This window comes from Serratia ficaria (assembly GCF_900187015.1).
Lineage (GTDB): Bacteria > Pseudomonadota > Gammaproteobacteria > Enterobacterales > Enterobacteriaceae > Serratia > Serratia ficaria.
On sequence record NZ_LT906479.1, the window covers coordinates 2827407 to 2846157 of the forward strand.

At 62.2% G+C, this 18751-nt stretch carries 14 protein-coding genes; 8 read left to right on the forward strand and 6 right to left on the reverse strand.

All coding sequences use genetic code 11. The features are described 5' to 3' along the window. Positions 1-208 precede the first annotated feature (208 nt). Positions 209-2515: an FdhF/YdeP family oxidoreductase gene (locus CKW09_RS13365; RefSeq protein WP_095097748.1), complete on the forward strand. Its 2307-nt coding sequence runs from the start codon at positions 209-211 to the stop codon at positions 2513-2515. Between the two features lie 15 nt (positions 2516-2530). On the opposite strand, the gene CKW09_RS13370 is transcribed toward CKW09_RS13365, so the two are convergent. Then, entirely contained in the window at positions 2531-3385 is an 855-nt protein-coding gene (locus CKW09_RS13370) for a LysR family transcriptional regulator (protein ID WP_095097751.1), read from the reverse strand. A 100-nt stretch (positions 3386-3485) separates the two neighbouring features. On the opposite strand from CKW09_RS13370, the gene gloA reads away from it, so the two are divergent. After that, positions 3486-4013, forward strand: a complete 528-nt coding sequence (gene gloA / locus CKW09_RS13375; RefSeq protein ID WP_095097754.1) for a lactoylglutathione lyase — start codon at positions 3486-3488, stop codon at positions 4011-4013. Positions 4014-4198: 185 nt separating this feature from the next. Next, the gene (locus CKW09_RS13380) at positions 4199-6133 is read left to right on the forward strand and encodes an exoribonuclease II (RefSeq protein WP_061795121.1); all 1935 of its coding nucleotides are present in this window, start codon (positions 4199-4201) and stop codon (positions 6131-6133) included. A 76-nt stretch (positions 6134-6209) separates the two neighbouring features. Here the strand turns inward: CKW09_RS13380 and CKW09_RS13385 are convergent, their stop codons facing one another. Continuing rightward, complete coding sequence (locus tag CKW09_RS13385; protein ID WP_061795120.1) at positions 6210-7523, reverse strand: MFS transporter; 1314 nt, start codon at positions 7521-7523, stop codon at positions 6210-6212. A gap of 28 nt (positions 7524-7551) precedes the next feature. Further along, positions 7552-8715 (reverse strand): M20 aminoacylase family protein, encoded by a 1164-nt coding sequence (locus tag CKW09_RS13390; protein ID WP_061795119.1) that lies wholly within the window; start codon positions 8713-8715, stop codon positions 7552-7554. A gap of 392 nt (positions 8716-9107) precedes the next feature. Between CKW09_RS13390 and CKW09_RS13395 the strand changes: the two genes are divergently transcribed. Then, the gene (locus tag CKW09_RS13395; protein ID WP_061795118.1) at positions 9108-11174 is read left to right on the forward strand and encodes a carbon starvation CstA family protein; all 2067 of its coding nucleotides are present in this window, start codon (positions 9108-9110) and stop codon (positions 11172-11174) included. 51 nt (positions 11175-11225) lie between these two features. On the opposite strand, the gene kdgT is transcribed toward CKW09_RS13395, so the two are convergent. Beyond that, positions 11226-12209 carry a 2-keto-3-deoxygluconate transporter gene (gene kdgT / locus CKW09_RS13400; protein ID WP_061795117.1) on the reverse strand — a complete coding sequence of 328 codons (984 nt, stop codon included), beginning with the start codon at positions 12207-12209 and terminating at the stop codon, positions 11226-11228. Positions 12210-12447: 238 nt separating this feature from the next. Continuing rightward, positions 12448-13113, reverse strand: coding sequence for a fructose-6-phosphate aldolase (fsa, locus tag CKW09_RS13405; RefSeq protein WP_061795116.1), 666 nt, complete (start codon positions 13111-13113; stop codon positions 12448-12450). 149 nt (positions 13114-13262) lie between these two features. Between fsa and CKW09_RS13410 the strand changes: the two genes are divergently transcribed. The 3 genes from CKW09_RS13410 to CKW09_RS13420 are packed head-to-tail and all read left to right on the forward strand — an operon-like array spanning position 13263 to position 17395. After that, on the forward strand, positions 13263-14162 hold the full coding sequence (locus CKW09_RS13410) for a glycyl-radical enzyme activating protein (protein WP_095097757.1): 900 nt from the start codon (positions 13263-13265) through the stop codon (positions 14160-14162). A 4-nt stretch (positions 14163-14166) separates the two neighbouring features. Beyond that, positions 14167-16599 (forward strand): formate C-acetyltransferase/glycerol dehydratase family glycyl radical enzyme, encoded by a 2433-nt coding sequence (locus tag CKW09_RS13415; protein ID WP_095097760.1) that lies wholly within the window; start codon positions 14167-14169, stop codon positions 16597-16599. Between the two features lie 49 nt (positions 16600-16648). After that, a complete protein-coding gene (locus CKW09_RS13420) occupies positions 16649-17395 on the forward strand; it encodes a DeoR/GlpR family DNA-binding transcription regulator (RefSeq protein ID WP_061795113.1) in 747 nt (248 codons plus the stop codon). A 3-nt stretch (positions 17396-17398) separates the two neighbouring features. Here CKW09_RS13420 and araD read toward each other — a convergent pair whose 3' ends face one another. Beyond that, positions 17399-18094: an L-ribulose-5-phosphate 4-epimerase gene (gene araD, locus CKW09_RS13425; protein WP_061795112.1), complete on the reverse strand. Its 696-nt coding sequence runs from the start codon at positions 18092-18094 to the stop codon at positions 17399-17401. A 338-nt stretch (positions 18095-18432) separates the two neighbouring features. Here araD and osmB point away from each other — a divergent pair, with 338 nt between their 5' ends. Further along, positions 18433-18651 (forward strand): osmotically-inducible lipoprotein OsmB, encoded by a 219-nt coding sequence (gene osmB / locus CKW09_RS13430; RefSeq protein WP_004945176.1) that lies wholly within the window; start codon positions 18433-18435, stop codon positions 18649-18651. Positions 18652-18751 lie beyond the last annotated feature (100 nt).

Genomic DNA, 18751 nt, shown 5'->3' on the forward strand with positions numbered 1-18751 from the left:
GGCGGAATCATTACTCTTTTGCAGCGGATGTCATTATGCAACCATTTGTTTGCTGAAGGTCGCCGCGCGATAGATACGCTCTATCCCGTCATAATCCTATTCTATTAGACGCCGCCCCCTGCAGGCTCCTAGACTTGTGACATAAACACCCATAAAGCTTAAAAAAACGTTTACTTTTTAGCTACAACACCGGCAAACAAAAACCACCATGAAATTCAAACCCGCAATCAAACCCTATACCGGCCCGGCAGGCGGCTGGGGTTCGCTCGAAGCCACCACCCGCTTTGTCCTCGACAGCAAGCAAACGCTGAAAAACCTGCGCAATCTGATGCGCGTCAACAAGGCGCGCGGCTTCGACTGCCCCGGCTGCGCCTGGGGCGACGATAACCACAGTACCTTCAGCTTCTGTGAAAACGGCGCCAAAGCGGTCAGCTGGGAGGCCACCCGCAATGCGGTGGAGCCCGAATTCTTCGCCGCGCACAGCGTCGGCACCCTGCAGCAGCAAAGCGATTATTTCCTGGAATATCAGGGCCGCCTCACCCATCCCATGCGTTACAACGCCGAAACCGACCATTACGAGCCGATCGACTGGCCGGACGCGCTGGCGCTGATCGCCAAACATATCAAGGCGATGGATAACCCGAACCAGATCGAGCTGTACACCTCCGGCCGTGCCAGCAACGAAGCCTCTTATCTGTATCAGCTGTTCGGCCGCATGCTCGGCACCAGCAACTTCCCCGACTGTTCCAACATGTGCCACGAGGCCAGCGGCGTCGGGCTGAAGCAAAGCATCGGCGTCGGCAAGGGCACCATCCGTATGGATGACTTCGAGAAAGCCGACGCCATCTTCGTCTTCGGCCAGAACCCCGGCACCAACCACCCGCGCATGCTGCACAGCCTGAAAAACGCCGCCAAGCGCGGCGCGCGCATCGTCAGCTTCAATACCCTGCGCGAACGCGGGCTGGAACGCTTCGCCGATCCGCAGGATCCGCTGCAGATGCTGACGCCGAAATCCTCGCCGATCAGCTCGTCTTACTTCCAGCCGAACCTCGGCGGCGATATGGCGGCGGTGCGCGGCATCGTGAAGGCGCTGCAGGAAAGCCACCGCCAGCGCCTGGCGGCCGGCGAAGCGGGCCTGTTCGACCTGGCGTTTATCGAACGACACAGCGTCGGGGTGGAAGCTTATCTGGCGCGCGTCGACGCCACTTCGTGGGCGCAGATCACCGAACAATCGGGCTTGAGCGAAGCCCAGCTGCGGCAGGCGGCGGCCATTTACCAGGGGGCGGAGCGGGTGATCTGCACCTGGGCGATGGGCGTAACCCAGCATAAGCACTCGGTGGCGACGGTGCGTGAAATCACCAACCTGCAGCTGCTGTTCGGTCAATTGGGCAAGCCGGGCGCCGGTCTGTGCCCGGTGCGCGGCCACAGCAACGTTCAGGGCAACCGCACCATGGGCATCGACGAGAAATCGCCCAAGGCGCTGCTAGACAGCCTGGAACGCCATTTTGGCTTCACCGCCAACCGGGCGCACGGGCATAACACCGTCGAGGCGCTGGAGGCGATGCTGCGCGGCGAGGTCAAAGTGCTGATCGCGCTGGGCGGCAATTTGGCCGCCGCCGCGCCGGATACCGAACGCACCGCCCGCGCCCTGCGCTGCTGCGACCTGACTGTGCATATCAGTACCAAGCTCAACCGCAGCCATCTGGTGACCGGCAAGGACGCGTTGATCCTGCCGACGCTGGGGCGTACCGAACAGGATCTGCAGGCCAGCGGCCCGCAGTACATCACGGTGGAGGATTCCTTCAGCATGGTGCACGCCTCGGAAGGCGTCGGCAGACCGCTGGCCGACACTCAACGCTCTGAAACGGCGATCGTCTGCGGCATCGCCGACGCGGTGCTGGGCAACCAGCCGCTCGACTGGCTGGCGCTGGCGGACGACTATTCGCTGATCCGCGATCATATCGCCGCCACCGTCGCCGGTTTTGCAGACTTCAACCGCCGCTGTGACCAGCCGGGCGGATTTTATCTGGGCAACGCCGCCGCCGAACTGCGGTTCGCCACCCCCAGCGGCAAGGCAGAGTTCAGCGCGGCGGAGCTGCCGGTCAGTCTGTTCCCGCAGTTGAACGGCCAGAAGGCGCCTTTCACGCTGCAAACCCTGCGCTCGCACGATCAGTACAACACCACCATTTACGGGCTGGACGACCGCTATCGCGGCGTGTACGGCCAGCGCGAGGTGCTGTTCATTCATCCGGAAGATCTGGCGGCGCTGGGCATGCGGGACGGGGAACGGGTGGAAATTGAAACCCTGTGGAACGACGGCGTGGTGCGCAAGGTGAGCGGCTTTAAGCTGGTGAGCTACGATATCCCGCGCGGCAATCTGGCGGCCTACTACCCGGAAACCAATCCGCTGGTGCCGCTGGCCAGCTTTGGCGACGGCACCGGCACCCCGACCTCCAAGTCGATCCCGGTGGCGGTTCGCCGCTGCGCGGCGCCGCCTTCGCTGCGCATCGCCTGACGGGCCGCGCCCGGTTCAGGCCGGGCGCGCCAATATTTCCAGCGCGGTTTGCAATTCGGTCGACAGCTGATGGCGCCGCCAGACGAAATACAAATCGCTGACCCCTTCCTCCCCCATTTCCATTACCTTGAGCGCAGGCGCCGGCAGGACCGTCGGCAGCAGCGAGCCGGGAATGCAGGCCACCCCGCAGCCGGCCTGCACGCAGGCCGCCATCGCGGCGTAAGACTCCATTTCCAGCGTCATGCGCGGTTTCAGCTTCCGCGAGGCCAGCCAGTGATCGATTTTCAGGCGGAATGAACACTCGCGGCTAAAGGTGTAAAATTCCAGCCCGGCCAGCGAGGCGGCGTCGAGCCGGGTGACATCGGCCGGCAGCAACAGCACCAGCCGTTCATCAAACGCCTTGCTGCTGGCCAGCAGCGGGTGTTCGATCGGCCCGTCGGTGATCGCCAAATCCAGCTCGCTGTCGATCAGCATCCGTTCCAGCACCAGCGAATCGCGGCTCAGCACGTTGATCTGCAACTGCGGCTGCCGGCGGCGCAGCTGAGCGATGCGCGCCGGCAGGTGGCTGACCAGCGAAAAATCGAGCGCGCCAAGATTGAGCAACCCCTGGTGTTGCTCGCCGGCGAACAGTTGGCGGCTGCGATCGGCCTGCTCGACGATATCGCGCGCCTGCTGGTAGAACAGTCGCCCCTTGGGGTTCACGTACAATCGGTTTTTGTCGCGGAAAAACAGCTCGCCGCCCAGCGACGCCTCCAGCTCCCGGATGCGCAAGGTGACGTTGGAGGGCACGCAGTGCAGCTCCCGCGCGGCGGCGGCGATGGTCTTATACTCTACCAAAGCGCAAAAAAATCTAAGCTGGCTCAGCTTCATCAAACATTCACTTTTTGTTAGCGTTTTAATTAAAAACAATCACTTTAGATTAGCATTAATTTGACCTACAGTCTTACCGGCAACCTGAGGAGGAACCCCGATGCCATTGAATGACCTATTGACGCTGCCGGGCGTCACCGCCCAACCAGAGGCGGTAACCGACGGCTACGTCTTCAATCACACCATGATCCGCGTGAAAGACCTGACCAAGGCGCTGGATTTCTATACCCGCGTGCTGGGCTTCACTCCGGTTTACCTGGAGGAGTTCAAGGAAGCCGCCTTCACCATCTGCTACCTGACCCGCAGCCCGCGCGAACAGATCCCGCAGGATGACGTGGCGCGCAAACGCTGGGCCTTGAGTCAGCCAGGCATCCTGGAGCTGACCTATAACCACGGCACCGAACAACAGGCCGATTTCAGCTATCACAACGGCAACGGCGAGCCGCGCGGCTTTGGCCACCTGTGCGTTACCGTGCCGGACGTGCGCGCCGCCTGCGAGCGTTTTGAACGCCTTGGCGTGACCTTCCAGAAACGCCTGCATGAAGGCCGCATGAACTACGTGGCGTTTATCCGCGATCCGGACGACTACTGGATTGAGATCCTGCAGCCGACCCCGCTGCAGGACTGATCCGCCCGCCCCTCGCCCCGGTCATCAGCGCCGGGGTTTTACCGATGGTCTTTTGCTGGGCCGATATTGCGCAAAATCGCGCGCCAGCGCAGGAAAACCGTGACGTTAGGCTTGCCCGCAGCGGGTGATTCGCGTAAAACTGTCTGCCGCAAATCTTGCCACTCACAACCCATTCACTGGACGATATGTTTCAAGATAACCCGCTGCTGGCGCAGCTTAAACAGCAACTTCACTCTCAGACCCCGCGCGTTGAAGGCGTAGTAAAAGGGACTGAGAAAGGCTTTGGCTTTCTTGAGGTCGACGGTCAAAAGAGCTATTTCATCCCACCGCCGTACATGAAGAAAGTCATGCACGGGGACCGCGTGGTCGCCACTCTGCATACCGAGAAAGAACGCGAAATCGCCGAGCCGGAAACCCTGGTCGAGCCGTTCCTGTCGCGCTTTGTCGGCCGCGTGCAGAAGCGCGATGACCGCCTGTCCATCGTGCCCGATCATCCGTTGCTGAAAGATGCGATTCAGTGCCGCCCGGTGCGTGAGCTGACCCACAACTTCCAGGCCGGCGACTGGGCGGTCGCCGAAATGCGCCGCCACCCGCTGAAAGGCGATCGCGGCTTCAACGCCGATCTGACCCACTTCATCACCGACGCCGAAGACCACTTCGCGCCCTGGTGGGTGACGCTGGCACGCCACAATCTGGAAAAAGAAGCGCCGGAAATGGTCGCCATCGGCGAACCTGACGCCGCGCTGGCGCGTGAAGATCTGACCGCGCTGGATTTTGTCACCATCGACAGCGCCAGCACCGAAGACATGGACGATGCGCTGTTCGTGGTCGACAACGGCGACGGCTCGCTGCAGCTGACCATCGCCATCGCCGACCCGACCGCCTACGTTGAGCAGGGCAGCAAGCTGGACGATATCGCCCGCGTGCGCGCTTTCACCAACTATCTGCCGGGCTTCAACATCCCGATGCTGCCGCGCGATCTGTCCGACAACCTGTGCTCGCTGCGCCCGAATGAGCGCCGCCAGGTGCTGGCCTGCCGCGTGACCATCGGCGCCGACGGCGCGCTGGGCAACGATATCCAGTTCTTCGCCGCCGAAATCGAATCGAAAGCCAAGCTGGTTTATGACGACGTCTCCAACTGGCTGGAAGGCATCGCCGGCTGGCAGCCGCCAAGCGAATCGATCGCGCAGCAGATCACCCTGCTGAAACGCGTGTGCGATGCGCGCAACGCCTGGCGCCATCAGCATGCGCTGGTGTTCAAGGATCGCCCCGACTACCGCTTCGTGCTGGGCGAAAAAGGCGACGTGCTGGACATCGTCACCGAGCAGCGCCGCAGCGCCAACCGCATCGTCGAAGAGTGCATGATCGCCGCCAACGTCTGCGCCGCCATCGTGCTGCGCGATCGCCTGGGCTTCGGCGTGTATAACGTGCACACCGGTTTCGATCCGGCGCTGGTCGAGCAGGCGGTCACCGTGCTGCAGGCCAACGGCGTGGAGGCCGACGCCGGGAAGCTGCTGACCCTCGACGGCTTCTGCGAGCTGCGCCGCCACCTGGATTCGCAGCCGACCCAGTTCCTCGACAGCCGCATCCGCCGCTTCCAGACCTTCGCGGAAATCAGCACCACGCCGGGGCCGCACTTCGGCCTGGGCCTGGAGGCGTATGCCACCTGGACTTCGCCGATCCGCAAATACGGCGATATGGTCAACCACCGCCTGCTGAAAGCCATCATCGGCCAGCAGCCGGCGGAAAAACCGCAGGACGAGATTACGGTGCAGCTGGCGGAACGCCGTCGCCTGAACCGCATGGCGGAACGCGACGTCGGCGACTGGCTGTACGCCCGCTATCTGCAGGACAAGGCCGGCACCGATCGGCGCTTTAACGCGGAGATCATCGACGTGACCCGCGGCGGCCTGCGCGTGCGCCTGCTGGACAACGGCGCCGTCGCCTTCATCCCGGCTCCGTTCATCCACGCGGTGCGCGACGAAATGCAGTGCAGCCAGGAAACCGGCACCGTGCTGATCAAGGGCGAAGTGGCCTACCGTCAAAGCGACGCTCTGCAGGTCACCATCGCCGAAGTGCGCATGGAAACCCGCAGCGTGATTGCCCGCCCGGCGGTCTGACGCCGAAACGGCGCCCCGCAGTCACCTTCGACACCGGCGATGAAAATCGCCGGTGTTTTTTTATGCCCCTCTTCCGCTAACGCAGCTTATCGCCGCCGGTTTCCCGCAGCAGCGGCAGCGCCAGCAATGAGATCACCGTAGCCAGCATCAAATAACCGGCGGGCGCCAGCAGCGAGCCGCTCAGGGCGATCGACTGCGAGGCGATGTACTGGGCAAAACCGCCGAAGATCGCCACCCCCAGGCTATACACCAGCGCAAATCCCAAGGCGCGGATGCGCTGAGGGAACAGCTCTGAAATCATCAGCAGGGTCGGTACCGAGCCCAGCGTGGTCAGGCCGACCATCAGCGCGACCGCGCTCAGCAACACCGCCGGGTGCGGCACGGCGCTCAACAGCCAGAAAACCGGCAGCGCCAGCAGCAGGATGGCGATGCGCGCCCACAAGATCAGCGGCAACCGGCCGTAGCGGTCGCACCAGTGGCCCACCAGCAGGCTGCCGCCGAAGGTGACCACGCCCGCCAGCAGCATCGCGGCATAGCCGTACGACTGCGCCATACCGAGGTATTTCACCGCATAGGTGCCGAGATAATACATCGAGATATAGGTTGCGACGGTCGCGCCGATGGTCAACATCACGCCGAGCCCGATCGCCCGCGCGTGCCGGCGCAAATGCGGCGCCGGCGTCTGCCGCTGCTTCTCCGCGGGCGGCCGATCGTTCTCCAGGCTGAGCCGCAGCCAGCAGCCAATCGGCGCCAGGGCCACGCCGATAAAGAACGGAATGCGCCAGCCCCAGTCGGCCATGGCTTCGGGATCGCCCGAGATGGCCGGCAGCGCCGCGCTCAACCCCAGCGCCGTCAGGCCGCCCACCACGCTGGCAATGCCCTGCGTCGCCAGCGTCCAGCTGGAATAAAAGCCGCGGCGGTTCGGCGGCGCCGACTCCACCAGCAATGACATCGAGGCGCCCACTTCGCCGCCCGCCGCCACGCCCTGGATCAGCCGCGCGGCGACCAGCGTAATCGTTCCCCAGTAGCCGGCGCTGGCGTAGGTCGGCGCGAAACCGATCATCGCCGTGCCCAGGCTCATCAGCGAAATGGTCAACACCATCGCCGATTTCCGCCCGCAGCGATCGGCATAGGCGCCGATCAGCACGCCGCCGAGCGGCCGCATGATGAAGCTGACGCCAAAGGTGGCGAACGCCAGCAGCAGCGCCAGGTTCGGATCGCTGGAAGGCGGGAAGAACAGCACGCTGATATAAATAACGAAGAAGTTGTAAATGCCGAAATCAAAAAACTCCAGCGCATTGCCGAAGGACGCGGCGAAAATAACCCGTTTGCCGCTGACCTTCCGCCCCTTTATTATTTCCCGCTCGTTGGAAAGCGTAGTTTCACTCATCTTATTTCCCTGGAATGATAATCTGGAGTTATTTTAAATAGGCTTCAGCCAATGCTCCCCAATAATGACTGCCGGCCGCCAGGCATTGATCGTTGAAATCGTAGCCCGGGTTATGCACCATGCAGCTGCCCTCGCCGTCTCCGTTGCCGATCAACAGATAGCAACCCTGCGGATTCACCTCGAGCATAAAGGTGAAATCTTCGCTGCCCATCAGCGGCCTGGCGCCGTAGTGCGCGCGGGCGGCGCCAAACTGCTGTTCCGCCACCCGATGGGCGAAGCGCGTCATCGCCTCGTCATTGATCAGCGCCGGCGCGCCGTTAACGTGCTCCACCCGGGCGCTGGCGCCGAAGCTTGCCGCCAGGGTCTCGATCAGCGCCGGAATGCGCGCCAGCAGCGCGGTGCGCCCTTCACGCCCCAACGAGCGCACGCTGAGCTTCATTTCCGCGCTGTCCGGTATCACATTGGCCGCTTCGCCGGCCTTGATGCTGCCGACGGTGATCACCGCGGCCGCCAGCGGATCCGTATTGCGCGATACGATGCTCTGCAGCGCCAGGGTAATGTGCGAGGCCACCAGCACCGGATCGACGGCCAGGTGCGGCATGGCGCCGTGGCCGCCGCGCCCCTGCACGGTGACGACGAGTTGATCCGACGACGCCATGAAGGGGCCGTGCTGGAAGAAGAATTCGCCGACCGGTAGCCCCGGCATGTTGTGCATGGCGAAAATGGCGTCGCAGGGGAAGCGCTCGAACAACCCTTCCTGCACCATGCGCGCGCCGCCTTCCAGCGTCTCCTCCGCCGGTTGGAAAATCAGGTGCAACGTGCCGTTGAAATTGCGCGTCTGCGCCAGGTAACGCGCGGCGCCGAGCAGCATGGTGGTGTGGCCGTCATGGCCGCAGCCGTGCATGCGGTTAGCCACGCTGCTGCTCCAGGCCTTGCCGTTGTTCTCCGCCATCGGCAGCGCGTCCATGTCGGCGCGCAGCCCGAGGCGCTTCGCGCCGTCGCCCACCCGCAGCGTGCCGACCACGCCGGTGCCCGCCAGACCGCGGTGCACCTCATAACCCCAGGAGTTCAGATAATCCGCCACCAGGTCGCTGGTGCGGAACTCTTCAAAGCCCAGCTCCGGGTGTTGATGAATATCGCGGCGGATCGCCGTCAGCTGCGATAAATACCCATCGATAACTTTATCTATCATAATTAAACTCCTTTTTTAGGTTTATTATTCACTTAATGAATGAATCATTGCGCTCACAAATCAAATAAAGATATAACACGCCATGCGCCAATTTTTTCACCGCCGCCAGCCAGATGCGTTAATAATCCTCTTGGCGCGGCATCGAATTAAAAAAATAACATTATTCGCTGCGTGCAAATTAAAATGGCAGAACGAAAAGCTGTATACCAAGAGCGCCGCGGCATGCTGCTCCGCCGTGGGTTCATCACTTTGTTTTTACAATAAAACCCCACCGGCTTCACATTTCTCATCCGACCTGCTTCTGTTCAGCCGCAAAACTCCTATTTTTAAGACGTTGTCCTTTTTTATAAGAACGTCGATTTTTACTTCTGCACACCGAGGAGCTGTTGATCATGAAAAACGTCAGGTCCGGAATTATCTGGCTGGTGGTGGCGTTGGTCGGGGCATTCGCTTTCGCCATGCTGGCGCTCAGCCGCGGGGAGCACGTCAACGCGGTTTGGCTGGTGGTGGCCGCCGTCGCCTGTTACAGCATTGCCTACCGTTTCTATAGCCTGTTTATCGCCAAAAAAGTGTTTGAGCTGGACGACCGTCGCCTGACGCCGGCCGAACGCCACAACGACGGGCTGGACTATGTGCCCACCAACAAATGGGTGCTGTTCGGCCACCATTTCGCCGCCATCGCCGGCGCCGGGCCGCTGGTCGGGCCGATCCTGGCCGCGCAGATGGGCTTTCTGCCCGGCACCATCTGGATCCTGGTCGGCGTCATGCTGGCCGGCGCGGTGCAAGACTTCCTGATCCTGTTCATCTCCACCCGCCGCGACGGCCGCTCGCTGGGCGAAATGGCCAAGCAAGAGCTGGGCGCCTTTGCCGGCGTGATCACCATGCTCGGGGCGCTGGGGGTGATGATCATCATCCTGTCGGCGCTGGCGCTGGTGGTGGTGAAAGCGCTGGCCGACAGCCCCTGGGGCCTGTTCACCATCGCCGCCACCATCCCCATCGCGCTGTTTATGGGCGTGTACATGCGCTTTATCCGGCCGGGCAAGATCGCCGAGATTTCGATCATCGGCTTCGTGCTGATGCTGCTGGCGATCGTTTACGGCGGCAACGTGGCGCAGGATCCATACTGGGGACCGATCTTTACCCTGCACGGCACCACCCTGACCTGGGTGCTGGTGATCTATGGCTTCGTCGCCTCGGTGCTGCCGGTGTGGCTGCTGCTGGCGCCGCGTGACTACCTGTCCACCTTTATGAAAATCGGCGTCATCATCGGTCTGGCGATCGGCATCGTCTTCGCCATGCCGGAGATGAAAATGCCGGCGGTGTCGCGGTTTATCGACGGCAGCGGCCCGGTATTCGCCGGCGCGCTGTTCCCGTTCCTGTTCATCACCATCGCCTGCGGCTCGATCTCGGGCTTCCATGCGCTGGTCTCCAGCGGTACCACGCCGAAGCTGGTGGAGCGTGAAAGCCATATCCGCTTTATCGGCTACGGCGCCATGCTGATGGAATCCTTCGTCGCCATCATGGCGCTGATCTGCGCCTCGGTGCTGGATCCGGGCGTTTACTTCGCCATGAACTCGCCGGCGGCGCTGATCGGCACCACGGTGGAAAACGCTTCGCAGGTGATTAACGGCTGGGGCTTTATCGTCACGCCGGAAACGCTGGCGCTGATCGCCAAAGAGGTGGGAGAGAACTCGATCCTGTCTCGCGCCGGCGGCGCGCCGACCTTCGCCGTCGGTATGGCGCACATCATCAGCGAGGTGTTCAACAGCCGGGCGATGATGGCGTTCTGGTATCACTTCGCCATTCTGTTTGAAGCGCTGTTCATTCTGACCGCGGTCGACGCCGGCACCCGCGCCTGCCGCTTTATGGTGCAGGATCTGGTTGGCGTGGCGGTGCCGCGGCTGGCCAACAACCGCTCCTGGTTCGGCAACCTGGCGGGCACCACGGTGGCGGTGGCCGGCTGGGGATTCTTCGTCTATCAGGGGGTGGTCGATCCGTTGGGCGGCATCAACACCCTGTGGCCGCTGTTCGGCATCGGCAACCAGATGCTGGCCTCGATGGCGCTGATCCTCGGCACCGTGGTGCTGTTCAAAATGAAAAAACAGCGTTACGCCTGGGTGACCATAGTGCCGACCGTTTGGCTGTTCATCACCTCGATGACCGCCGGCTGGCAAAAAATCTTCCATGAAAAGCCGAGCATCGGCTTCCTGGCGCAGGCGAAGAAATTCTCCGCCGGCATTGAGCAAGGCACGCTGATCGCCCCGGCCAAAACGCTGAAAGATATGGAAACCATCGTGTTCAGCAACCAGATCAACGCCGCGCTGTGCGGGTTCTTTATGCTGGTGGCGGTCACCATGCTGATTTCCGCCTTCTTCGTGATCCGCCGCGCGCTCAACTCGGCTCAGCCGACGGCGCATGAGGTCGATATCGCCCTGCGCGAGGAGGCGGGCCGCACTTGAGGCTAACGGCCAAAAACGTCAAGGGCGCCGCGGCGCCCTTTTTCATGGTTTTTACTTCACCACCGCCATCTGTTCGCGCAGCGCCGCCCTGGCCTTGGCGCGTTTCGACCACATTGCGGTGACGATCGGCACCAGGATCGAGGTGACGATCACCGAGGTGGCCACCAGCGCGGTGGCGGCCGGCGCCACCGGTTTGAACTGCGGCACCATCTCGGCGATCAATACCGGGGTCGCGACCGCGGCGCCGGCGGAGCTGGAGGCGGCCACCCCGGCCGTGCCGTCACCGCCGCCGATCAGCCGGTCGGCGATGATCAGCGGAACGCCGGTGATGACGATCACCGCCACGCCCAGCAGTACGCCCAGCAGCCCGGTCTGCGCGATCACCGTCAGATCGATGGTGTTGCCCAGCGCGAAGGCGAAGAACGGGATCAGCGTCTGCACCGCTTTGCCGAAGAACTCGCGCAGCTCCGGATCCAGGTTGCCCAGAGCGAAACCGACCAGGAACGGCAGCACCGCGCCGACAAACACGTGCGGCTCGAACGAGGCGATGCCGGCGGTGCCGAGAATGATCATGGTCATCAGCGGGCCGGACTCCAGCGACATCAGCACAAAGGCGCCCGCCTCCTCCTTACTGCCGTACTGCTGCATGATTGAGGCGTACAGGCCGCCATTGGTCATGTCCATCGCCGCCACCAGCGCCAGCGTCGACAGTCCGGCGAAGAAACCGACCTCGACGCCGTTTTCCGGCATCACCCGCGACGCCACCGCCGCCACCAGCCAGGCGACGGCGATTTTAGTCACCACCAGCGTGCCGGACTTGCGCAACACCGTGCCGGTCGCGCTCAGCTTGATCGACGCGCCCATACAGAAGAACCACACCGCCAGGATCGGCACCGTGCCGCCGATCAAACCGTTGGTGAAAGAGCCGAAATACTTGCCGGCCCCCGGCGCAAAGGTGTGGCACACCGCGCCAATGAACAGCGGCACCAGCATCATGCCGCCAGGGATCTTGTCTATCGCACGTTTAATCTGCATCACTCATTCCACCCTGATAATGAATTGGTTAACGCAACGCATCGCCGACAGCCGCCGTCCCGGGCGTGCAAACATCGTGATGATTTGGTCACTTAAGCTAACTGTTCATCATGTGAATAAAAGTGATCGAACACGTAAAATTAAAACAATGTTTTAATTTTAAAGATTCATTGTTTTGAAAGTGTTTATCGGCGCACAAAAAAGGCGGCACATGGCCGCCCTATGGGGTTCGCAGCGATCAGCTCAGCAGCTGAGTGCCAAAAGCGCCCTGCCAGTCCTGCTCAAATTTCTCCACCGCGGCCTGCACCGCCGGCGCCGCCAGGAACTGTTCCGCCACCTCCACCGGCAGCGTGATGGCCTGACAGCCCGCCAGCAGACACTCCAGCGCCTGACGCGGGGTTTTGAAGCTGGCCGCCAGCACCCGGGCGTTGGGCGCATGCAGGCTCAACAGCTGCTGCAGCTCGTGCACCATTTCGATACCGTCGCCGCCCTGCGCGTCGAGACGATTGACGTAAGGCGCCACGTACTCCGCCCCCGCCAGCGCCGCCAGCAGCCCCTGACCGGCGCCGTAGACCGCGGTGCCCAGCGTGGGGATCGACATCGCCTTGAGCTTCTTGATCGCCGCCAATCCTTCGGCGGTCGCCGGGATTTTGACCACCAGCCCCGGCACGCGCTGGCTCAGCAGCGCGGCCTCGGCCACCATGCGTTCCGCGTCGCTGGCCATTACCTGGGCGAACAGCTTGCCGGTGCCGCCCAGGGCGTCGCGCAGCGCGGGCAGCACTTCCCAAATCGGCTTGCCCTCTTTCGCCACAATGCTCGGGTTGGTGGTTACGCCATGCAGCGGCAAAATGCGCGCCAGGCGTTTTACCGCGCTCACGTCGGCGGTATCGAGATAAAGCTCCATCACGGACTCCTGTGTCAGGTTATGTGGGCGGATTCAAACTCTGGTCATCATAGGGTAAAAACCCCGTCAACCTTTGACCAAAATCAATTCAACTTTCATTCGAAATGCCTTTAATGGCGAAAGATTCAGCAACGCGATACGGGTGAACGATGATTTTCAATCTGCAACGCTATTCAACCCATGATGGGCCGGGCATTCGCAGCGTGGTGTTTCTGAAGGGCTGCCCGCTCGCCTGTCGCTGGTGCCAAAACCCGGAAAGCCGTTCGCGCCGAGCGGAGCTGCTGTACGATCCGCGGCTGTGCCTCAGCGGCTGCGCGCTGTGCGCCGAACGCTGTCCGCAAGGCATTCGGCGAACGAACGGCCAACCGCAGCTGCGGCGCGAACGCCTCAGCGCAGCAGACTACGCCGCCCTGGCGGACTGCTGCCCCAGCGGCGCGCTGAGCCTGTGCGGCAGCGCAGTCAACCTCGACGATATCATGGCCGAGGTGCTGCGGGATAAGCCTTTCTACCTGCGCAGCGGCGGTGGCCTGACGCTGTCCGGCGGCGAGCCCTTCCTGCAGCCGGACGTGGCGGCCGCGCTGCTGCGCCGCAGCCGCGAAGCCGGCATTCATACCGCCGTGGGATCCTGCCTGCATATCCCCTGGTCTTATATCGCGCCGGCGCTGCCCTGGCTTGACCTGCTGCTGGCCGACCTGAAACATACCGACCCGGCGCGTTTTCGCCAGTGGACCGGCGGCTCGGCGCGGCGGGTCATGGACAACTTTCGCCGGCTGGCGGCCGAGAGCGTGCGGATGACGGTGCGCGTGCCCTTGATCCCTGACTTCAACGCCGACCCTCAATCGATCCGCTCGATTGTCGACTTCGCCGCCGACCAGATCGGCGTGAAAGAAATCCACTTTTTGCCTTATCACACCTTGGGCATCCACAAATATCAGCTGCTCGGCGAACCCTACCGCGCCGCGCGCGCCCCGCTGGACGCGCCCGAACTGCTGGCCTATGCCGAGCACTACGCCGGCGCCAAGGGCCTGACCGCCATTTTACGAGGATAACGCCATGACCACGTTGGATTTGACTACCCTGACCGAACGCATTCGCGCGCATAAAAACGCGCTGATCCACATCGTCAAACCGCCGGTATGCACCGAACGGGCACAGCACTATACCGAGGTTTACCAGCGGCATCAGGACAAGCCGCTGCCGGTGCGCCGGGCGCTGGCGCTGGCCAATCACCTGGCGAAACGCCAGATTTGGATCGCCAACGATGAGCTGATCGTCGGCAATCAGGCCAGCGAACTGCGCGCCGCGCCGATCTTCCCGGAATATACCGTCAGCTGGATTGAGGACGAGATCGACCGCCTGGCCGATCGTCCCGGCGCCGGCTTCAGGGTCAGCGAGGAAAACAAGGCGGTGTTGCGGCGGATTTGCCCCTGGTGGCGCGGCCAGACGGTGCAGGACCGCTGCTATGGCATGTTCAGCGACGAGCAACAGGCGCTGCTGGCCAGCGGCATCATTAAAGCGGAAGGCAACATGACTTCCGGCGACGCCCACCTGGCGGTCAACTTCCCGCGGCTGCTGGAGCAAGGTCTCGACGGCCTGCGCGACCAGGTGAAGGAACGGTGCGGCCGCCTGCGCCTGACCGACTGGCAGGACCTGCACCAAGAGCAGTTTCTTCAGGCCATCGACATCGTGCTGGCGGCGCTGAGCGAACATATTCTGCGCTTTGCGCACTTGGCGCGCGAGATGGCGCAGCACGAAGCCCGCGGCTGGCGGCGTGCCGAGCTGCTGACCATCGCGGAAAGCTGCGAGTTGATTGCGCACCGGCCGCCGCACAGCTTCCGGCAGGCGCTGCAGCTGTGCTATTTCATCCAGCTGATGCTGCAGATCGAGTCCAACGGCCATTCGGTGTCGTTCGGCCGCCTCGACCAATATCTGTATCCCTGGTATCGCCGCGACGTGGAGCTGGAGCAAACCCTGCCGCGCGAAGACGCCATCGAGCTGCTGCACGGCTGCTGGCTGAAGCTGCTCGAGGTCAACAAAATCCGTTCCGGTTCGCACTCCAAGGCCTCGGCCGGCAGCCCGCTGTACCAGAACGTCACCATCGGCGGGCAGCGGCTGGTGAACGGCCGCCCCGTCGATGCGGTCAATCCCCTGTCTTACGCCATTCTCGAGTCCTGCGGGCGCCTGCGTTCCACTCAGCCTAACCTCAGCGTGCGCTATCACGCCGGCATGAGCGGCGACTTCCTCGACGCCTGCGTGCAGGTGATCCGCTGCGGCTTCGGCATGCCGGCGTTCAACAACGACGAAATCGTCATCCCCGAATTTATCAAGCTGGGCGTCGAAGCGCAGGACGCCTACGACTATGCCGCCATCGGCTGCATCGAGACCGCGGTCGGCGGCAAATGGGGCTACCGCTGCACCGGCATGAGCTTCATCAACTTCGCCCGGGTGCTGCTGGCGGCGCTGGAACAGGGGCGCGACGCCACCTCCGGCAAAATTTTCCTGCCGCAGGAGCAGGCGTTGTCCAGAGGCAATTTCAGCGACTTCGGGCAGGTGATGGACGCCTGGGACCGACAGATCCGTTACTACACCCGCAAATCAGTCGAGATTGAGTGCGTGGTTGACAGCGTGCTGGAGGAGAACGCGCCGGATATCCTCTGCTCGGCGCTGGTGGACGACTGCATAGAACGCGGCAAAAGCATCAAGCAAGGCGGCGCCAAATACGACTGGGTATCGGGCCTGCAGGTCGGCATCGCCAACCTGGGCAACGGCCTGGCGGCGGTGCGCAGGCTGGTGTTCGAGCAGGGCGTCATCGGCCAGCAACAGCTGGCGGCGGCGCTGGCGAACGATTTTGACGGGCTGGACGGCGAGCGGCTGCGGCTGCGCTTGCTCAACGCCGCGCCCAAATACGGCAACGACGTGGACGAGGTCGACCAACTGCTGGTGCGCGCCTACCGGACTTACATCGAAGAACTGAAGCAGTACCGCAACACCCGCTTCGGCCGGGGGCCGATCGGCGGCGGCTACTATGCCGGCACCTCCTCCATCTCGGCCAACGTGCCGTTCGGCGCGGCCACCCTGGCCACCCCGGACGGCCGCAAGGCGCACGCCCCGCTGGCGGAGGGCGCCAGCCCGGCCTCCGGCACCGACCATCTCGGCCCGACGGCGGTCTTCAACTCGCTGGCCAAGCTGCCGACCGCCGCGATCCTCGGCGGCGTGCTGCTCAATCAGAAGCTGAACCCCGCCACGCTGGACAACCCGCGCGATCGCGAGAAGCTGATGCTGATGTTGCGCACCTTCTTCGAGTCCTATCGCGGGTGGCACGTGCAGTACAATATCGTGTCGCGGGAAACGCTGCTGGCGGCCAGGCAACATCCTGACCAGTATCGTGATTTAGTGGTTCGGGTCGCTGGATATTCCGCGTTCTTTACCGCATTATCCCCTGACGCACAGGATGATATTATTGCGCGAACAGAACATACTATTTAAACAATGAATATTAGCGGCCGCGCATTGGCGGCCGCATCATCAGGCCGATATGAATTCAAGACAACAGACCATTTTGCAGCTGGTTAACGATCGCCGGCGGATCAGCGTCAACGAACTGGCGCGCGCCTCCGGCGTTTCCGAGGTGACCATTCGTCAGGATCTCAACCTGCTCGAGAAACGCAGCTATTTGAAGCGGGTGCACGGTTCCGCCGTGGCGCTGGAAAGCGACGACGTCGACGCCCGCATGATGTCCAACTTCACCCTCAAGCAGCATCTGGCGCAGTACGCCGCTTCGCAGGTCAACGACGGCGAAACCGTGTTTATCGAAAGCGGCAGCGCCAACGCCCTGCTGGCCCGTTATATCGCCGAACGCAAACGCATCACGCTGATCACCGTCAGCCATTACATCGCCAACCTGCTGAAGGAAACCGACTGCGAGGTGATAGTGCTGGGCGGCATGTATCAGAAAAAAAGCGAGACCGTGGTCGGCCCGTTAACGCGGCTGTGCATTCAGCAGGTGCATTTCAACAAGGCGTTTATCGGCATTGACGGCTACCACGCCGAAACCGGCTTTACCGGCCGCGATATGATGCGCGCCGACGTGGTCGGCGCGGTGCTGGCGAAGGGCGTGGAAAATATCGTATTGACCGACTCCAGCAAGTTTGGCCAGATCCAGGCCAACCCGCTGGCGCAGCCGGGGCAGATCAGCCGGGTGATCACCGATTCCCGCCTGCCGCTGGAGTATCAGCACCAGCTGAAACGCCAGGGCGTGCAGCTGGATATGGTGAAAGAGTAGCCGTTACTGGCCGTAATAGGCGTGTTCGCCGTGCTTGCGCAGGTAATGCTTGTCCAGCAGCGTTTGCTGCATGTTCGCCAGCGCAGGCGCCAGTTGCCGGGAAAATATCCCCATATAGGCAACTTCTTCCAGCACCACCGCATTGTGCACCGCGTGGTCCGCATCCGGCCCCCAGGCGAAAGGCCCGTGGGAATGCACCAGCACCGCCGGCACGCTGGCCGGATCCAGGCCGCGTTGCGCAAAGGTTTCGACGATCACCCGCCCGGTTTGCCATTCATAGCGTCCGTTGATTTCGTCATCGCTCATCGGCCGCGTGCAGGGAATGTCGCCGTAGAAATAGTCGGCGTGGGTGGTGCCCCAGGCGGGAATGTCCAGCCCGGCCTGCGCCCAGATGGTGGCGTGGCGCGAATGGGTATGCACGATGCCGCCCGCACCGCTGAACGCCAGGTAGAGCGCGCGGTGGGTATCGCTGTCCGACGAGGGTTTCTTCTCGCCCTCCACCACCTTGCCGCTCTCCAGCTCCACCACCACCATATCGTTGCGGGTCATCGCCTCATAGGCCACGCCCGACGGCTTGATGACCATCAGCCCCTGCCGACGATCGACGGCGCTGACGTTGCCCCAGGTGAAGGTCACCAGATGGTGGCGCGGCAGCGCCAGATTGGCTTCCAGCACCTGTTGTTTAAGATCGTTGAGCATTTGCCTGGTCCCGTTGAAAAACTGTCCGGGAACAATTGTCGACAGGCCGACGGCTGGGCGGTATGGGTTAAATCGCTGAAGACCGCGTTACCTTCTGCTGACTGCGACAGTTTGGCCGGCCGGCGGATTTTAAGACAATTTACCTGTTTATCCGCGCATAGCGGCTTATACTGAATTTGGGCATATTTTTGGCCGTAACTTTTTAATTATTCGGCCTTTAACAAAAAATGCCATTTTTTATATCAATACTGTATGGGAGCCAACAGCAGGCCCGTTTTATGGTTAACGCCTATACTTATAGGGCACTTCCATATAGCCACTGCTAAGGAGAAGTCATTATGATGATTATCAATAAACGTTTCGCCACCGCCGCTCTGGCATTGACCCTGGCGTTTTCACTCAGCGCATGTTCCAACATGTCCAAGCGTGACCGTAACACCGCGATCGGTGCCGGCGCCGGGGCAGTCGGCGGCGCAGTGCTGACCGACGGCAGCGCATTGGGCACCCTGGGTGGGGCCGCCGTTGGGGGTATCATTGGTCATCAGGTGGGTAAATAACCTTACCGGCTAATTTAAAATACCTCTGCCGACAGGCTGGCAAAAGCGCTCGCGCTTTGACGCATTAACCATAATAAAGATTATTTCAGGTCTGTTTTTC

Excerpts from the sequence above, each read along its gene's own strand:
- CKW09_RS13365 (WP_095097748.1), top strand. The coding sequence starts at position 209 with ATGAAATTCAAACCCGCAATCAAACCCTATACCGGCCCGGCAGGCGGC.
- CKW09_RS13370 (WP_095097751.1), bottom strand. The coding sequence starts at position 3,385 with ATGAAGCTGAGCCAGCTTAGATTTTTTTGCGCTTTGGTAGAGTATAAG.
- gloA (WP_095097754.1), top strand. The coding sequence starts at position 3,486 with ATGCCATTGAATGACCTATTGACGCTGCCGGGCGTCACCGCCCAACCA.
- CKW09_RS13380 (WP_061795121.1), top strand. The coding sequence starts at position 4,199 with ATGTTTCAAGATAACCCGCTGCTGGCGCAGCTTAAACAGCAACTTCAC.
- CKW09_RS13385 (WP_061795120.1), bottom strand. The coding sequence starts at position 7,523 with ATGAGTGAAACTACGCTTTCCAACGAGCGGGAAATAATAAAGGGGCGG.
- CKW09_RS13390 (WP_061795119.1), bottom strand. The coding sequence starts at position 8,715 with ATGATAGATAAAGTTATCGATGGGTATTTATCGCAGCTGACGGCGATC.
- CKW09_RS13395 (WP_061795118.1), top strand. The coding sequence starts at position 9,108 with ATGAAAAACGTCAGGTCCGGAATTATCTGGCTGGTGGTGGCGTTGGTC.
- kdgT (WP_061795117.1), bottom strand. The coding sequence starts at position 12,209 with ATGCAGATTAAACGTGCGATAGACAAGATCCCTGGCGGCATGATGCTG.
- fsa (WP_061795116.1), bottom strand. The coding sequence starts at position 13,113 with ATGGAGCTTTATCTCGATACCGCCGACGTGAGCGCGGTAAAACGCCTG.
- CKW09_RS13410 (WP_095097757.1), top strand. The coding sequence starts at position 13,263 with ATGATTTTCAATCTGCAACGCTATTCAACCCATGATGGGCCGGGCATT.
- CKW09_RS13415 (WP_095097760.1), top strand. The coding sequence starts at position 14,167 with ATGACCACGTTGGATTTGACTACCCTGACCGAACGCATTCGCGCGCAT.
- CKW09_RS13420 (WP_061795113.1), top strand. The coding sequence starts at position 16,649 with ATGAATTCAAGACAACAGACCATTTTGCAGCTGGTTAACGATCGCCGG.
- araD (WP_061795112.1), bottom strand. The coding sequence starts at position 18,094 with ATGCTCAACGATCTTAAACAACAGGTGCTGGAAGCCAATCTGGCGCTG.
- osmB (WP_004945176.1), top strand. The coding sequence starts at position 18,433 with ATGATGATTATCAATAAACGTTTCGCCACCGCCGCTCTGGCATTGACC.